We start from the raw sequence: 14,936 nt of genomic DNA on the forward strand, positions 1-14,936 counted from the left end.
CCAGGCTCAAGAGAAACGAGGATGCTGAAGTGGCGGCACAACTACTGGACGGCCGTGCGGTGTCGTCGGCGATGCTGGCCGAACTGAGGGCGGAAGTGGTGGAGTTCGGCCGCGTGCACGGCCGAACGCCGACTCTGGTTACGGTGCTCGTGGGCGATGACCCGGCCTCGCACACATATGTACGGATGAAGGTCAACCGCTGTGGTCAGGTCGGGATCCAGTCGCGCCGGGTCGATCTCGACGCCGGCATCGACACCGAGGAACTGTGCCGTGTCATCGGTGACCTGTCGGCCGATCCCCAGGTCGACGGCATCCTGTTGCAGCATCCGGTGCCCGACCACATCGACGAGCGCGCCGCGTTCGAGGCGATCGACCCCGGCAAGGACGTCGATGGGGTGACCCGGGCGTCGTTCGCGGCCATGGCCTTCTCCGAGGAGGGGTTCGCGTCCGCGACGCCGGGCGGGATCCTGGCATTGCTGGACGCCTACAAGGTGCCGCTCGCAGGCAGCCACGCGGTGGTGGTCGGCCGTAGCGCCATCCTGGGCAAGCCCATGGGGATGCTCCTGCTGGGGCGTGACGCGACAGTGACGTACTGCCATTCGCGGACGGCGGACCTGCGCGAGCACGTCGAGCGCGCCGACATCGTCGTGGCGGCGGTCGGGGTACCGGAACTCATCAAGGGCGAGTGGATCAAGCCGGGCGCGGTGGTGGTCGACGCGGGGTATGCCGACAACCGGGGCGACGTCGAGTTCGACACGGCCGCGGAGCGTGCTTCCTTCATCACCCCGGTCCCTGGCGGCGTGGGTCCGATGACGATCGCGACCCTTCTCGTACAGACCGTTCGTGGAGCCCAGCGGCGGACAGCCGCTGCCGTACCGGCCCGCCAGTACGCCTAGACGAGCAGTTCCGATGTGGCTCGGTGGTCGGATGCGGTCAGCGATCGGGTGATAGGTGCGCCGATGGCGCGGTTGTGCCAGACGGCGCAGGTCATTGCCAGGATCCGCTGGGCCACGCGGACGCCGACCCCTTCGATGGCGCGGCCGCCGCGCTGTTCGAGGTCGAGCTGGCCTTCGAGGGTGTCGGTAACCGATTCGATCAGCTGGCGGACCGTTTTGAGCGGGAGTTCGGCGGCGATCTAGCCTTTGTCGGCCAGGATCTGCCGTTCATCGATCTTCGGGTCCAACAAGGTCCAGGTGACGGGCGGCCCGGCCGGGGGTGCGCACCAGGCGCAGATCGTAGTCCGCACACCATCGCGGGGTCTTCAAGCGGTCATCGGCAGGCACGTACAGTGCCGCCAAGAGGGTGTCCAAATCGGTCGTTACGACCCGATGTTGGACACCCTTCTTGCGTCTGTGAACCCTGAAATCGGAACTACTCGTCTCGCTAGGGCCTGTTCGTGAGTCCAGGGTTCGAGGGGCCGGGCATGTCACGTTGCCCGCGGCCACATCCGCGTGAGTGCGGTACGAGGGCAGTGCGGTGATCTCGTCGGGAGGCCACGCAGCGAACCTCGGTGGGAGGCTGGCCGGCGTCGTCAGCCGTGATGGCGCCCGGGCCGAGGAGCTCGCCATGGCCGTCGGCGTGAAGCGGAGTTCGATCAGCGCACGGGTGTGCTGGTGAGGCGATCGCTCGCGGAGACTAGTGAGTTCGGCCGAGTGACCCGGCGTGTCCCGACCCGGTACCGATGAGGGCCTGCCCGCCGGCGTCGACCTTCGCGGATGTGCGTGTCGGCGAAGACCGGGACCGACCGTGGTGAGGCCGACTTCAGTGAGGGCGTGCGGGGCACGCCTGAGCATGCCCTCACTCCTCACCCCTCAAGGCGGGCGGATATCCGATGTCAGTGGTGGCCGTAGCAAGAAACACCGCTGTCCCCGCCCGGCGACCGCTCGCGGTCAATCTGCCTTGCGGGGACAGCGTGCACGGTCGTGGACCGCTCCTCACTCGATCGGGTCGCCTGCCCATGCGGCGCGCAGTAGTGCCTCGAGGGCGGCCTGGGTCACCGGGCGGGGGTTCGACGGCGGGATCGCCGGGAGGATGATGCCGGCCGCTTCGGAGATGGCCTCCTCCTGGAAGCCGAGTTCCTTCAGCGACATCGGGGCCTCGACCTGCTGACGCAGGGCGTAGATCCCCGCAGCGGCGGTGCGGCCGTCGCCCACGGCCGCGGCGACGCGTGCGGCGGCGTCAGCGGCGTACGGGGCGTTGAACGCCGTGACGTAGCCGATCACGACGGAGTGCGTCTCGGCGTGCGGCATGTTGTAGGTGCCGCCGAGCGCGTGGCAGATCTTGTGGTGCATTCCGGAGCCCGCCGAGGCGAACGCGACGGCGGCGAGGTAGGCGCCGTACAGCGTCTGCTCGCGGGCCCCGATGTCATCTGGGTTGGTGTGCAGGGCGCGCAGACCGGGGAAGAGGGCTCGCAGCCCCTCTGTGCCCATCGCCTGGTTGATCGGGTTCTTACGGGGGGCCCAGAACCCGTCGACGGCGTGCGCCACCGCGTTGAGCCCGCTGGAGACGGCCAGTTGGCCTGGCAGGCTCGCCATCAGGGACGCGTCGTAGACGACGACCTTCGGCAGCACCCTGTCGTCGACGGCGGTGGTCTTGCGCCCGGCCTCGGTGAGGCCCCACACGTTCGTGGCCTCGGAGCCGGCGAAGGTGGTCGGCACGGCGACGATCGGCAGGCCGGCGTCACGGGCGACGATCTTCGCCAGGCCGATGGAGGACCCGCCTCCGATGGTGATGACCGCGTCGGCCTCCTGCGCCCGCGCGAGTGTGACGGTCCGCGCCGCGTTCTCGACCGGCACGTGCTGGACGATCTCGTGGACCCGCTCCACGACGGGGATCCGTTCGGCGATCGCGTCGGACAGCTCTGACGCGAACACGTCCGCGATGAGGAGGACCCGCTTCGCGCCGAGGCCCTCGACCGCCTCGACCGTGTTGGCGACCGCGGCGCCGGTGCCGAAGAGCACCCGCTGGCCCTGTGTCGTGTGGTCGAAGGTGATCGTCATGAGGTTGTCCTTGAGTCGTGGCCGTCGATGCGCAGCAGCCAGTCCACCAGGTGCGACGCGACCACGGCGGGAGCTTCGAGGGGCGAGAGGTGGCCGATCCCCTCCAGGACGCGCAGCTCCGAGTCCGGGATCGAGCCCGCCATCTCCTCGCTCAGCTTGAGAGGTGTGATCGCGTCCGCGTCGCCGACGACGATCAACGTCGGCACCGCCATCTTCGACGTCTCCGATGTGCGGTCACGACGGTTGAGCACCGCGAGTTGCTGGGCCTTGAAGACCTCAGGCCCCAGGTCACGGGCCATGGAGGCCGCGAGGGCCGTCACATCGGGTCGGTTCGGCGCGACGGCGCCGCTGATCCGGTCCACCGCCTCGTCGAACCGGCCGGACTCGGCCAGCGCGATGAGACTGGTGGAGCTCTTCCTGCGGTCGGGCGGTGCGGCGATCGCCGATGTGTTCAGCAGCGCCAGTCCTGCGACTCGCCCGGTCGCCCGGAGCACGACGTCCAGGGAGACGTAGCCACCCATCGAGATCCCGGCCAGGTAGAACCGGTCCGGCGCCTGGGCGAACACGTCGTCCGCCATGGACTCGATCGAGTCCCCGGTGGCCTGAACGATCAGACACTCAACTGCGATGTGCTCAAGGATGTGGTCGACGACCGGCTGCCATAGCCGGGCGTCGGAACCCAACGCGGGCACAAGGACCAACGGATACTGGAGCAACGGTCGGCTCCCCTTCTTGTCACTCGGTGGCACCGGACACGGCGGGTGCGGGGCCTGGGCTAGGAGGCGGCGCCGTCGACGCTCAGGATGGTGCCCGAGGTGAAGCCCGCGTCCTCGGAGACCAGGTACGCGACGGACGCCGCGATCTCGTGCGCCGTACCGGTCCGCCCGGCCGGAATGGCCGCCCGGATGGCGGCCTGGTCGGAATCGGGGAGAGACTCGAACACCGTCCTCACCCGGCCCTCCTCGGGCAGGATGAGTCCGGGGGAGACCGCGTTCACGGTGATGCCGCTGCGGGTGAGGTCCTTGGCGAGCTGCTTGGTGAAGCCGTTGATCGCCGCCTTGGACGTCGCGTAGGGCAGCAGTGCGCCGACCGTCCCGGACGGGCCGGAGAGACCGCCCGACACTGCGGACGAGAAGTTGACGATCCGTCCGTGGCTGTTGCGGCGCATGATCGGAACGGCGTACTTGCAGCACAGGAACATGCTCGTGACGTTGTTGCCCAGCACGGTCTGCCATGTCTGCGACGACAGGTCCTCGATGTCCCGGACCTGTACGGTCCCGCTGCCCCCCGCGGTGTTCACGAGAACGTCGACGCGCCCGAACTCCGCGTCGATCTCCGCGAACGCGCCCGCGACCAGTTCCTCACCGGAGAGATCCACCGGGATCGCTTTGACCGGGATCCCGGCGAAGTGGCTCTCGATCTTCTCTTTGGTGCGGTCCAGGCCCTCCTTCTGCAGGTCGAGAAGCGCGATCGCGAATCCCTCACCGGCCAGGCGGAACGCGATCTCCGCCCCCAGCCCCTGAGCCCCACCCGTAATGACGGCAGTCCGCCGGTTCGCCACGTCACCCATCACTGACACTCCTCGTTGATCGCACAACCACGACTCGTCCCTCGCCTCGGAATCACGGCGGGGTTCTTCAGCGCATGAACTCGTCGGCGGCCTGCCAGCGCAGTTCCCGGCGCAGCAGCGCCCGCAGCTTGACGAACTGGGCGCGCCGCTCGAAGGCCAGCACGCCGGCCACCACCTCGCCCCTGCGATAGAGGACGAGCAGGCCGTCGTCGGTGCTGCTCTCCACGATCTCCTCGTCACCGGTCAGATGGCCGGCGAACTGGATGCGGACGCCGTGCTGGTCCGACCAGAAGTAGGGCACGTTCGAGAAGTCGTCGCCCTTGGCCCCCGAGAGGAGTTTCGCGGCGTTCACTCCCGCGGCGCGCCCCTGTTCGGCGGCGCTCGTCCAGTGCTCGATCCGCATCGCGGTGTCGAACCGTGTGTTGGGCCAGCGGACGACGTCGCCGGCGACGAACACGTTGTCAGCCGCCCGGAGGGTGGCGTCGGCCAGGATCCCGTTGTCGAACGTCAGCCCGGAGCCCCGGAGCCAGTCGATCGATGGGCGGACACCGACGCCGACCACGATCACGTCGGCGGGAACCAGTGTCCCGTCGCCGAGCACCAGCTTGCGGCGCCCGTCCTCCTCGGTGATGTCGACGACGCCGTTGCCCAGGAACAGGTTGACGCCCGCGTCCCGGTGCAGCGCCGCGTAGGCGTCGGCGACCTGTCCGCCGAACCGGTCCAGGGGCTTCGCCGCCAGGTCGATGAGCGAGACGGTGCGCTTCGCCTTCACGAGCGTCGAGGCGAACTCGCCGCCGATGAAGCCGGCTCCGACGACGGCGACGGAGGCCTCAGGGTCGGCGACCGCCGCGCGCAGGGCGGTCGCGTCCTCGAAACGGCGCAGCGCGTGCACACGGGGACGACCGGCGAACAACGGCGGGACGATCGCCTCGCACCCGGTCGCGATGACGAGCGCGCGATAGGTCAGTGTCCCGTCGGGCAGGACGACGGTGTTCGACTCCGTGTCGAGCGACAGGGCACGTGTGTTGAGCCTGAAGTCCACACCGCGGTCGCGCAGGTCCGCCGCGAACGGATAGACCAGCGCGTCCACGTCGAGCCGGTCGTCCAGCGAGACCTTGGACAGCGGCGGGAGCTCGTACGGCAGATGAGGCTCGTCACTGATGACGGTGACGCTCAGCTCCGGGGCGTGTCGGGCGACGGCCTCCGCGGCCCGAAGACCGGCGGTCGACCCGCCGACGATGGCGACGTCGGTGGTGGATGTGGTCACGGTCTCAGGCCTCCGTGAGAGTGCACACGGCGGCGATGGTGCCGTCCGCGCCGCGTGCCTCGGCGCCGCGCCCCAGCCCGTCCGCGCCGGGGACGATGTTGATGGTCTGCGGCTTGGTCAGCGGTGAGACGAAGCGGTAGGCGAAGGTCCGGCCCCGCAGGCCGATGCCCTGGCGGCGGAGGTGCTCGCCCGACATGAGCGCCAGCAGGGGCCCGTGGATGACGAGACCGTCGTACCCCTCCTGCTTGCACCAGTCCAGGTCGTAGTGGATGCGGTGCCCGTTGTAGGTCAACGCCGAGAACCGGAAGAGCAGCCGCTCGTCGACCGCGAGGTCCAACGTCGGCCCGGCGGGCGCCGGCGGCGGCGCCGACGGGGTCGGCAGCGCGCCGGAGCCGGGCGCGCGGTAGACGATGTCCTGCTCCTCCCGGATCACCAGTTCGCCGCCCTGGAAGATCTCCTGCAGCACGGTCGTCAGCGTCAGCGGACCGGTCCGGCCCACCTTGTCGACGGAACTCCTGATCGAGGTCACCTTCGTCGCGGGTTCCCCGATCACCAGGTCGCCCAGCGTCGTCACCCGTCCGCCGCCGAACATCCGCCGGCGTCCCGGGCCGGGAGGCGCGGGGATTCCCGTCACGGGGTGCCCGTCCTCGCCGAGATCCCGCCCCGGGCTGCGCTCCAGCAGATACGTCCAGTGCCACAGCGGGGGCACGGGATCTCCCGCGGCGTGCGGGATCTCGATGTCCAGCGCCGCCGCCAGGGACTCCGTAGGCTCGGACGCGATGACCTCGGTCCGCTCGACGGTCTGCGTCATCTCGCTCGTCACCACGTCACTCCTCTCGTCTTTCTGCGCGAAGAGCGCGCAGCAGCTCCGACAGATCCGGAGCGGTGTCCAGGTTCTCGACCGCCCGCACCAGGTCGCGTGCGGCCCCCGGCCCGTAGGGCGCGAGCAGTGCCTGCGCCTTGTCCACGACCTCCGCGTGCGACAGCGGGTTCTGCGCCGATCCCTTGGCGTAGGTGGGGTTGCCGGCGAAGAGCGTCACCGACGCGCCGTCCGCGAGCTCCACGTCCAGTCGCGGCCCGTCCTCCAGCTGGATGTCGCTGTCGACGTGCATCGAGATCTTCTGGAGCGTCGCCCGGATGCCGGGCTCGTCGACGCGGGGCGGGTCGAACTGGTCCAGGCCGACGCTTCTGTTGTTCAGGGCGACCGCCACGGCGTACGGGAGGCTGAACTGCGCGTCGAACACCGTCTCGATGGGGTCGACCGACAGCATGTTCACCGCCGTCTCTCCGGCTGTGATCGATATACGGCGTACGTCCTCGGGCTTGAGATCCCGTGTGTGGATGAGCGCGAGGACCGCGTCGATCGTGGAGTGGCTTCCCCGGCAGCAGGCGTAGGGCTTGAGGTACGCGGTCGCGACGTTGAAGTCGACGCCGAGTTCGTGCAGCGCCTTCTCCGGGAATCCCTGTCCGCCGTTGTAGAGGGAGAACAGGCCGCCCCACTCGGCCTCGAAGATCTGCCGTGGGCCGGTGATCCCGGCGCGCGCGAGCAGCGCGGCGTCGACGCCGGTCTCCCCGGCCTTTCCGGGATGGATCCGCTTGGTCCACGCACCGTCCTCGATGAACGCCCAGACGCCGCCGGTGAAGGAACCGGCGATGCCCAGGGCGTCGGCGAAGCGTTCGGCGTCCAGACCCAGGGCCTTCGCGCCGGCGGCGGCAGCGGCGAGGCTGCCCATGGTGCCGCTGGAGTGCCAGCCCCGGTCGGTGTGCGCGGCGAAGCCGCCGAGTGACTGCAGGACGCGGTAGCCGATGTCGTACCCGGCGATCGTCGCCGCGATCAGTGCCCGTCCGTCGGCCCCGGTCGCCTCGGCGACGGCGATGGCCGTCGGCAGCACAGTGGACCCCGCGTGCCCCGGCCCGCCTCCGTCGTCGAAGTCGCGCGCGTGGGCCGACGTCCCGTTCGCGAGCGCTGCGTGCGACGGCGGGAGCAGGAACGGCGTCCCCCAGACGGTGCTCCCCGAAGTGGTCTGCTGCACGCTGGTCAGTGCGGTCCTGACCCGCTGCGCCTCGTCGGTGTTCACCCCGGCGAGGGCCACCGCGAGCGTGTCCAGGATGTTGTCCTTGACCCGCTCGACCTCCTCGGCCGGGATCTCGTCGAACGACAGGCCGGCCCAGTGCGAGGCCAGGCGCTCCGTCAGCGAACTGTTCGTGTCGGTCATCACGCCCGCCCTTACGGCCTGAGGTCCACGGCGAGCGACTTCACGAGCCACCGGCCGCCGAGCTGCCCGATCTCGGTGCCGTCCTCGTGGATGACGGCGTTCGGATAGTGATTGACCAGGTACGTGACGACCTCTTGCATCTCGACCTTCGCGAGACCCTGCCCGAGGCAGTTGTGACCGCCCGTGCTGAAGGTCAGCGGCTGGTTCTGTTCACGCCCGAACACGAACTCCGAGGGGTTCTCGAAGCGTGCCGGGTCGCGGTTGGCCGACCAGACCGCCACGTGCACGTCCGAGCCGGCCGGGATGACGGTTCCGTTCAGCTCGATGTCCTCGCCCGCGATCTTGCTCACGATCCCGGGCCGGGGGTAGAGGCGAAGCACCTCGACGACGGCGTCCGGGATGAGCGAGGGATCCTTGACGAGCTGCTGCCAGACCTTGCGATTGCTCAGCAGCGTCCACACCACCAGACCCGTCTGGTGGGTGGTGTTGACCGAGCTGGCCTCCAGCATGGCGGCGGCTTCGTTGAAGAGCTCGTCCTCGGTGAGCTTGCCCGCGTCGTGCTGGGCGATGAGGAACGACAACAGGTCCTCGCCCAGCCCCTGCGCGCGCTTGCTCGCGACGAGGTCCTTCAGGTAGTCGAACAGTTCGGCGTACGCGCTGATGATGGTCGACGTCTGGCTCCGGTCGCGGTTCAGCAGCGACAGCGTCCGCTCGGAGAGGCTCGCGACCTTGGGCGCGTCCTCGGCCGGCGCGCCGGCGAGGTGGCAGTACACCCGCGCGGGGAGGCGCTGGTCGATGGCACCGTGGAAGTCGACCGGCGCCGACGGGTCGAGGTCGGCGGCGAGGTCCTGGATGATCTCGCGCAGGACGTCGCGGATGTTCTCGACGGTCGCCGGACCCATGAACCGTGCCAGCGGCAGACGCAGCTTGAGATGGCGCGGGCCCTCGGCCATGATCATGCTGTTCGCGCGGAACTCGTGCACCTGGCCGTCTGTGATGCCGAATTCCTCCATCAGCGTGAGGGCGGCGTTCTTGAACCGGCCGTCACGCAGTACGGCCGTCGCGAGCTCGTAGCTCAGGACCGTATAGCCCTCGGAGCCGAGTGCGAGAGGGCCCTCGGGGAGGGCGCCGCCCGGGTGCGTGAGGGCATCGGGCGAAAACGTTTCGAAACGCGGCAGTGTAGTGGTCATGACCGGGAGATCGCCCCCAGAGGACAGCAGAGGATCGCTTCCTCGAGCTCGTCCGCTCGGTCGTCCTCGACGTTGGTCTTCAACTGCTCCAGCAGCCCGTCCCCGCCGATCTGGAACACATCAGGCATCAGTGCCGCACAGGTGCCGTTGGCATCGCACCGGGCGAAATCCACTTTGACCTCGACCATCTCGAAACTCCTTCCTTGCGGAGCCCTCCCGGTGGATGCGCGTCGGGCCAAGCGGTCGGGGGCTCCTGCTGTCCCTCAACACTGAGCCAGGCGGTGCCATCTCACAAATATAAAATTTGTGCGTCTTCGATATGAGAAGTAGATGGCTGGATGGGGGCGAGAGCGCCGTGGCGACGGCAGTGCAGCACTGGCGGCGGGCGTGGGCGATGGGGCCGGTGGCGGACGGATCGATCAAGCACTTGGTTCCCACATAGAGCCCTGCGTGCCGGCCGCAGGCCTGCAGCCGACGCGACCGGCACTTCAGGTCCGATCCGCCGGGGCCGACGTTCGGCAACCGCGGATGCGCCAGAGACGCCGGGTGCCGCTCGCCCGCGACAGAAGTGAGGCCGATGCCCAGGACGGCGCATGTCTTGAAGGCCGGGGCTCTCCACGGCGTGGACGAGATCCTCGCGGAGAGCGGTGGGCACCTGTTGTGCGCCACCTGTCGGTGCCAGGTCCGGCAAGCTGGGTCATGGCAATGTCAACGGAGGCGTGACTCCAGGCCTATCGGAGACGCCGCGGCTCGCCTGCCCCCGGACAATTGCAGCGGGACGGACCCGTCGGCTGCACATTCGGTCAGGCCGAGTGGATGAGCTGCTCGGCCCAGATGGTCTTGCCCGTGCGGGTGTAGCGAGTGCCCCACCGTTCGGTGAGCTGGGCGACGAGCAGCAGGCCGCGGCCGCCCTCGTCGCTCAGCCGTGCCCGGCGCAGATGTGGGCTGATGGTGCTGCCGTCGGACACTTCGCAGGTGAGTGTCTGCTCCTTGATCAGACGCAGCCGGATCGGCCCGGTGGCATAGCGGATGGCGTTGGTGACCAGCTCGCTGACGACGAGTTCGGTGATGAATGCAGTCTCGTCGTTCAGCCCCCATCCGGCGAGGCGGTCACAGACGCGCCGACGGGCCTCGGACACGACAGCGGGATCGCTGGGCAGGTCCCAGGAGGCCAGACTGTCCTGGCCGAGGCCCCGGGCGCGGATCAGGAGAAGAGCCACGTCGTCGGCTTCCGGATGCGGGAGCAGTGTGTTCAGGACGGTGTCGCAGAGGGCTTCGAGCGAGGGAGCAGGCCTCGAGAGTGCCTGGCGCAGGGCGCGGGTGCCTTCGTCGATGTCATGGTCGCGGCTCTCGTACAGGCCGTCGGTGAACAGGGCGAGCAGGCTGCCTTCGGGTATCTGCAGCTCGGCCGTCTCGAAGGGCAGGCTGCCCAGTCCGAGGGGAGGGCCGGCGGGCAGGTCGACGACTTCGGTGGTGCCGTCCGGGTTGACGAGGATCGGGGCTGGATGGCCGGCCCGGGCCAGGGCGCAGGAACCCGAGACGGGGTTGTAGACGGCGTAGAGACAGGTGGCGCCAATGTCACCAGGGATGGCGTCGTCGGCATCGGGTGGGGGCGCTGAATGGGTCACGATGTCGTCGAGGTGGGTGAGGAGTTCGTCGGGCGGCAGGTCGATGTCGGCGAGGGTGCGCACTGCCATACGGAGGCGGCCCATAGTGGCCGAGGCGTCGATTCCGTGGCCCACGACATCGCCGACGACGAGGCCGACCCGTGCTCCAGGCAGGGGAATCACGTCGAACCAGTCGCCGCCCGTGCCGGCGCTGCCGCCTGCGGGCACGTAGCGGGAGGCCGTTTCCACGGCCGGGTGGACCGTCGGTCCCCGCGGAAGCAGGGAGCGCTGGAGCGCCAGTGCGATGCCACGCTCGTGGGTGAAGCGGCGTGCGTTGTCCAGACAGACCGCGGCTCGGGAGACCAGGTCCTCGGTGATGGTCAGGTCGTCGGAGTGGAAAGGGTCCGGTGAGGTCGCGTACCTGAGGAGAAGGACCGTTCCGAGGACCACGCCGTGGGCCCGGATGGGCAGCGCGATCAGGGAGTGCGCCCCGAAGGCGTCGGCGTGGGCCGCGTGGAGGGGGTCCTCGGCCAGCCAGCGGACGATGTCGGGAGCCTTGAGGTCACGCACTTCCGCGGGGCCGCCGGCCAGGCAGCGGGCGAGGGGGGACGAAGGCGGTGGTGAGTGGACGTCGCCGGAGTCGAGTACGGCGCTGCGCGGAAGGGGGCGGGAGCAGCTCTGTGCCGCCCGGCGCAGTACCGCGAGGCCGGGCGCGGGCAGCACACCGCGGAGGACGACGTCCAGCAGGTCGACGCCGACGAAGTCGGCGAACCGCGGTACCACGACGTCTGCGAGCTCCTGGGCGGTGCTCGCCACGTCTAGGGTCATGCCGATGCGGGTCCGGGCTTCGCTCAGCAGGGCGAGTCGCCTGCGGGTGCTGTACTGCGTGGAGTAGTCCTCTGCGGCCATGCCGACCGCGCACACCCGGCCGTCCACGTCCTTGAGCGGGAAGATGTCGAGGCCCCAGGCATGTGCTCTGGTCTCCTCCGGAAGCCGTACGGACAGTTCGGTGGATTCGGGTTTGCCGGTCTTGCCCACCCGCAGGATCCGCCGCTCGATTTCCTCGAAGGGGGGCCCGAGGAAGAATTCGGTGACGCGTTGGCCACGGACCTCGTGATCGGGGAAGCCTGCCACCTGCTCGGCGGCGGCATTCGCGGAGAGCGTCCGCCCGTCGGGATCGAAGATCGTGAGGACTCGGGGCTGTTGTTCGAACATCCACTGCTTGAGGGTGTTGTCTTCCGGCGTCAGTGCTTCCGGCACCGGAAGGGCTGTCACCAGGGTGGCCTGCTCCTTCCGCGCGTCCAGCAGGGGGGACAGGTGGGCCCGGGTGTCCAGCAGGCGCCCGTCGCGGTGGCGGAACGTGAAGCCGTCGGCGGAGAGGAGATGGGCCAGGGGACGGCCGATGATCTCTGCTGGGGCGTATCCCAGAAGGTCCTGTGCTTCGCAGGTCCAATACGCCACAAGCCCGCGGCTGTCCGTTACGGCGACGGTGACGTCGAGGCTTGTCCCGTCCGGTTGGCGAGTGCGACGGTCGGGCAGCTCGCCGAAGTGCTCCATGGTGGCGTTCCTGGCCCTTCTGCCTCATGAACAGGCACCCTCCACGATCGTCTTGCAGGTGAGGAATGGCAAGGCGGACGTCGCAGGGGTGTGGCGATGTCCGCAGCCACCGACGAGGCCCGGCCCGGGCGGACACATGGCGTGTCCGTCCGGGCCGGGCCGGGCCGGGGTGTGGTGCGGTGTGGCTCAGAACATCGTGTTGTCGTTCGCCGAGGTCGCGGGCACGGCCTGCATGACGTCCCAGTGCTCGACGATCTTCCCGTTCTGCACGCGGAAGAGGTCGATGACCGACTGGCCGCGGTCGTCGGGGCCGGTGACGAAGTTGCTGTGGACGGCGACGAGGTCTCCCTGGGCGATGATCCGCTTGGGGATGGCCGTCGACTGCGGGTACGCGTCGAAGTAGGGGCCCAGCGTGGCCTTCAGCCCTTCGGGGCCGTCGGGGGTGATCGGGTTGTGCTGGATGTAGTTGGGGGAGTCGTACTTGTCGATGGCGGACAGGTCCTCGCGCACCATGAGCTGGTCGAAGAAGTCGGTCACCAGCTTCTTGTTGTAGGCGGTGAGCGACCGCGGGCCGAGCTGGTGGGTCGTCGGCTGGCTGAGCGTGGAGAACATGTCGTGGCCGTTGGCCGTGGTCGCGGGCACGTCCTGGATGGAGTCCCAGTGCTCGGCGATCTTCCCGCCCTGGAAGCGGTAGATGTCGAACTGGGCGCTGCCGAGGGTGCCGGGCACCGCGATGACGTTGGAGTGGATGACCACCAGGTCGCCCTCGGAGATGACATGCGTCACGTTGATCTTGGTGTTCGGGAACTGCTGGTGGAGAGCGGTGCCGAGCTTCTTGAACGCCGCGGTGCCGTCGGGGAGCGTCGGGTTGTGCTGGATGTAGTTCGGGAGCACGTATCGGTCGACGATCTTGGTGTCCCCCCGCTCGAACAGGCCCTTGAGGACGCCGACGGCGACGGACTTCTGGTAGGCGAGGCGGGCGCTCTCGCCGTGGCCGGCGGTGGCGTGGTGGCCGGTGTGCCGGACGGTGGCGGCCGACGGGGCGGCCGCGGCGGGCACGGCGACGGCGGCGGTGAGGGCTGCGGCCATGAGGGTGGCGGCGAGGGTCCTGCGGGTGGCTGCGGTGGTGGTCATGATGCTCAAGTCTCCGAACCTGGATAGAAAGACAGAGTCGCTGGAAGTTCAAATTTGAACCTTCGGTCTCTATGTAAGCACTAGGTGGTTGAAGGTTCAAGTTCTTTGGGGGTGATGTTTCAGCCCGGATCGTTCCGGGGCGAGGAGGTGGTGAACGTTCGGGCGGCGGGCCCGTGCACAGACTCCTGCTGGGGTGCCGGCGGATCACGGGCCCAAAGCCCGGTGCGGGGCTGGGACTCGCCTGTGCGTCGACCGAGCGGCGCTGTCCGGCGCCGAGCCGGGGCTACGTCAGCTGCGAGAACATGTCGTGGCCGCTGGCGGTCGTCTCGGGGACCTCCTGGAGCACGTCCCAGTGTTCGACGATCTTGCCTTCGCTGTTGAAGCGCCAGATGTCGACGACCGCCGAGTTCAGCGGCTTGTAGTACGAGTGGGCGACGACGAAGTCGCCCTCCGCGATGACCCGGTGAACCTCGACCTCTATCGGGCCGAGCTCACTGAAGAGGGCCCTCAGCGCCTGACGTCCGTCGGGGGTCTGGGAGTTGTGCTGCACGTAGTCTTCGACCATCAGGTCGTCGAAGGCGTTCACGTTTCCCGTTCGGAGTGCGGCGAAAACCCTCGCCACCGCCTGCTTGTTGCTTTCCGTGTCCGTCATGATTCCTCCTTGTGTTCGTCTGCCTGTCGTGATGGCTCAAGGCACTGCTCGAAGGCCGGGCGGCCGTCAGCCTCCGTCGTTCGGCATGCCGGGGAAGCCGTGCGGTCGTGCCTGGTGGCCGTGCCGGTCGGGTGGGCCAATGGCGTTGATCAGCGGATTTCGCCGGCGGTTTGTATGCCGCTCCAGCGGCTGGCCTCGGCTGCCAGGTCCAGGGGCTCGACGGGCGTGGTGGTCGCGTACGCGTCCCACTGGTCGCGGGGGAGCATCCACAGGATCTCGAATTCGTTGCCGTCGGGGTCGGCGCCGTAGAGACTCTTGGCTATGCCGTTGTGACTGGACTCTCCGGTGTACGCGCCGGCTTCGGCCAACACTTCGCGGGCGTGCTGGAGCTTCTCGATGGTGTCGACCTGCCAGGCCAGGTGGTACAGCCCGATCCCGCCGCGTCGCTTGGGCGGCGCGGACGGGCCGACGCTCATGAGGCCAAGATCGTGATCATTAACTGAGTCGGGCAACCGCAGAAACACGGCCTGGTCCTGGAAGCGCTCGGTGACGTCCATGCCGAAGACGGAGGTGTAGAACCTCTCGGATCGCGTCACGTCGGCGACGAACAGGACGGCGTGGTTGAGCCGCACTGGACTGATACTCATGAGCTTTTCCTTGTCTTGACTGCCCAGCGGTATTGCTGGCGGGTGCGGCTCCGGGGCGCCGTCGCTGACCCGGTCGTGAGGCTGTTCAAGGGATGCG

The 14,936-nt window shown here is 68.8% G+C and carries 13 protein-coding genes and 1 pseudogene; 1 reads left to right on the forward strand and 13 read right to left on the reverse strand.

Annotation, left to right across the window (positions count from 1 at the left end; all coding sequences use genetic code 11):
* The first annotated feature begins 29 nt into the window (after positions 1-29).
* Positions 30-896, forward strand: a complete 867-nt coding sequence (locus ACWD4G_RS18560; RefSeq protein ID WP_451294603.1) for a bifunctional 5,10-methylenetetrahydrofolate dehydrogenase/5,10-methenyltetrahydrofolate cyclohydrolase — start codon at positions 30-32, stop codon at positions 894-896.
* On the opposite strand, the pseudogene ACWD4G_RS18565 reads toward ACWD4G_RS18560, so the two are convergent.
* From ACWD4G_RS18565 to ACWD4G_RS18625, 13 genes and pseudogenes are all read right to left on the reverse strand, one after another.
* Positions 893-1,213, reverse strand: a pseudogene (locus ACWD4G_RS18565) (IS982 family transposase); the annotation flags it as partial. The gene ACWD4G_RS18560 and the pseudogene ACWD4G_RS18565 overlap by 4 nt on opposite strands.
* Positions 1,214-1,934: 721 nt before the next feature.
* Positions 1,935-2,999: a maleylacetate reductase gene (locus ACWD4G_RS18570; protein ID WP_451294605.1), complete on the reverse strand. Its 1,065-nt coding sequence runs from the start codon at positions 2,997-2,999 to the stop codon at positions 1,935-1,937.
* On the reverse strand, positions 2,996-3,691 hold the full coding sequence (locus tag ACWD4G_RS18575; protein ID WP_451294607.1) for an alpha/beta fold hydrolase: 696 nt from the start codon (positions 3,689-3,691) through the stop codon (positions 2,996-2,998). The genes ACWD4G_RS18570 and ACWD4G_RS18575 overlap by 4 nt, the downstream gene beginning before the upstream one ends.
* An 83-nt stretch (positions 3,692-3,774) precedes the next feature.
* Positions 3,775-4,569: an SDR family NAD(P)-dependent oxidoreductase gene (locus tag ACWD4G_RS18580; protein WP_451294609.1), complete on the reverse strand. Its 795-nt coding sequence runs from the start codon at positions 4,567-4,569 to the stop codon at positions 3,775-3,777.
* A gap of 67 nt (positions 4,570-4,636) precedes the next feature.
* Positions 4,637-5,836 carry an NAD(P)/FAD-dependent oxidoreductase gene (locus ACWD4G_RS18585; protein WP_451294611.1) on the reverse strand — a complete coding sequence of 400 codons (1,200 nt, stop codon included), beginning with the start codon at positions 5,834-5,836 and terminating at the stop codon, positions 4,637-4,639.
* 4 nt (positions 5,837-5,840) lie between these two features.
* Positions 5,841-6,659 carry a mesaconyl-C4 CoA hydratase gene (locus tag ACWD4G_RS18590; RefSeq protein WP_451294613.1) on the reverse strand — a complete coding sequence of 273 codons (819 nt, stop codon included), beginning with the start codon at positions 6,657-6,659 and terminating at the stop codon, positions 5,841-5,843.
* A gap of 4 nt (positions 6,660-6,663) precedes the next feature.
* Positions 6,664-8,052, reverse strand: coding sequence for an MmgE/PrpD family protein (locus ACWD4G_RS18595; protein ID WP_451294615.1), 1,389 nt, complete (start codon positions 8,050-8,052; stop codon positions 6,664-6,666).
* Between the two features lie 11 nt (positions 8,053-8,063).
* Entirely contained in the window at positions 8,064-9,242 is a 1,179-nt protein-coding gene (locus tag ACWD4G_RS18600; RefSeq protein ID WP_451294617.1) for a cytochrome P450, read from the reverse strand.
* Positions 9,239-9,430 carry a ferredoxin gene (locus ACWD4G_RS18605; RefSeq protein WP_451294619.1) on the reverse strand — a complete coding sequence of 64 codons (192 nt, stop codon included), beginning with the start codon at positions 9,428-9,430 and terminating at the stop codon, positions 9,239-9,241. The genes ACWD4G_RS18600 and ACWD4G_RS18605 overlap by 4 nt, the downstream gene beginning before the upstream one ends.
* A 615-nt stretch (positions 9,431-10,045) precedes the next feature.
* Complete coding sequence (locus tag ACWD4G_RS18610; protein WP_451294621.1) at positions 10,046-12,406, reverse strand: SpoIIE family protein phosphatase; 2,361 nt, start codon at positions 12,404-12,406, stop codon at positions 10,046-10,048.
* A gap of 186 nt (positions 12,407-12,592) precedes the next feature.
* Positions 12,593-13,540: a nuclear transport factor 2 family protein gene (locus tag ACWD4G_RS18615; protein ID WP_451294623.1), complete on the reverse strand. Its 948-nt coding sequence runs from the start codon at positions 13,538-13,540 to the stop codon at positions 12,593-12,595.
* 283 nt (positions 13,541-13,823) lie between these two features.
* Complete coding sequence (locus tag ACWD4G_RS18620) at positions 13,824-14,192, reverse strand: nuclear transport factor 2 family protein (protein WP_451294625.1); 369 nt, start codon at positions 14,190-14,192, stop codon at positions 13,824-13,826.
* 149 nt (positions 14,193-14,341) lie between these two features.
* Positions 14,342-14,839 carry a VOC family protein gene (locus ACWD4G_RS18625; protein WP_451294627.1) on the reverse strand — a complete coding sequence of 166 codons (498 nt, stop codon included), beginning with the start codon at positions 14,837-14,839 and terminating at the stop codon, positions 14,342-14,344.
* Positions 14,840-14,936 lie beyond the last annotated feature (97 nt).

The organism is Streptomyces sp. NPDC002643, from assembly GCF_053592555.1.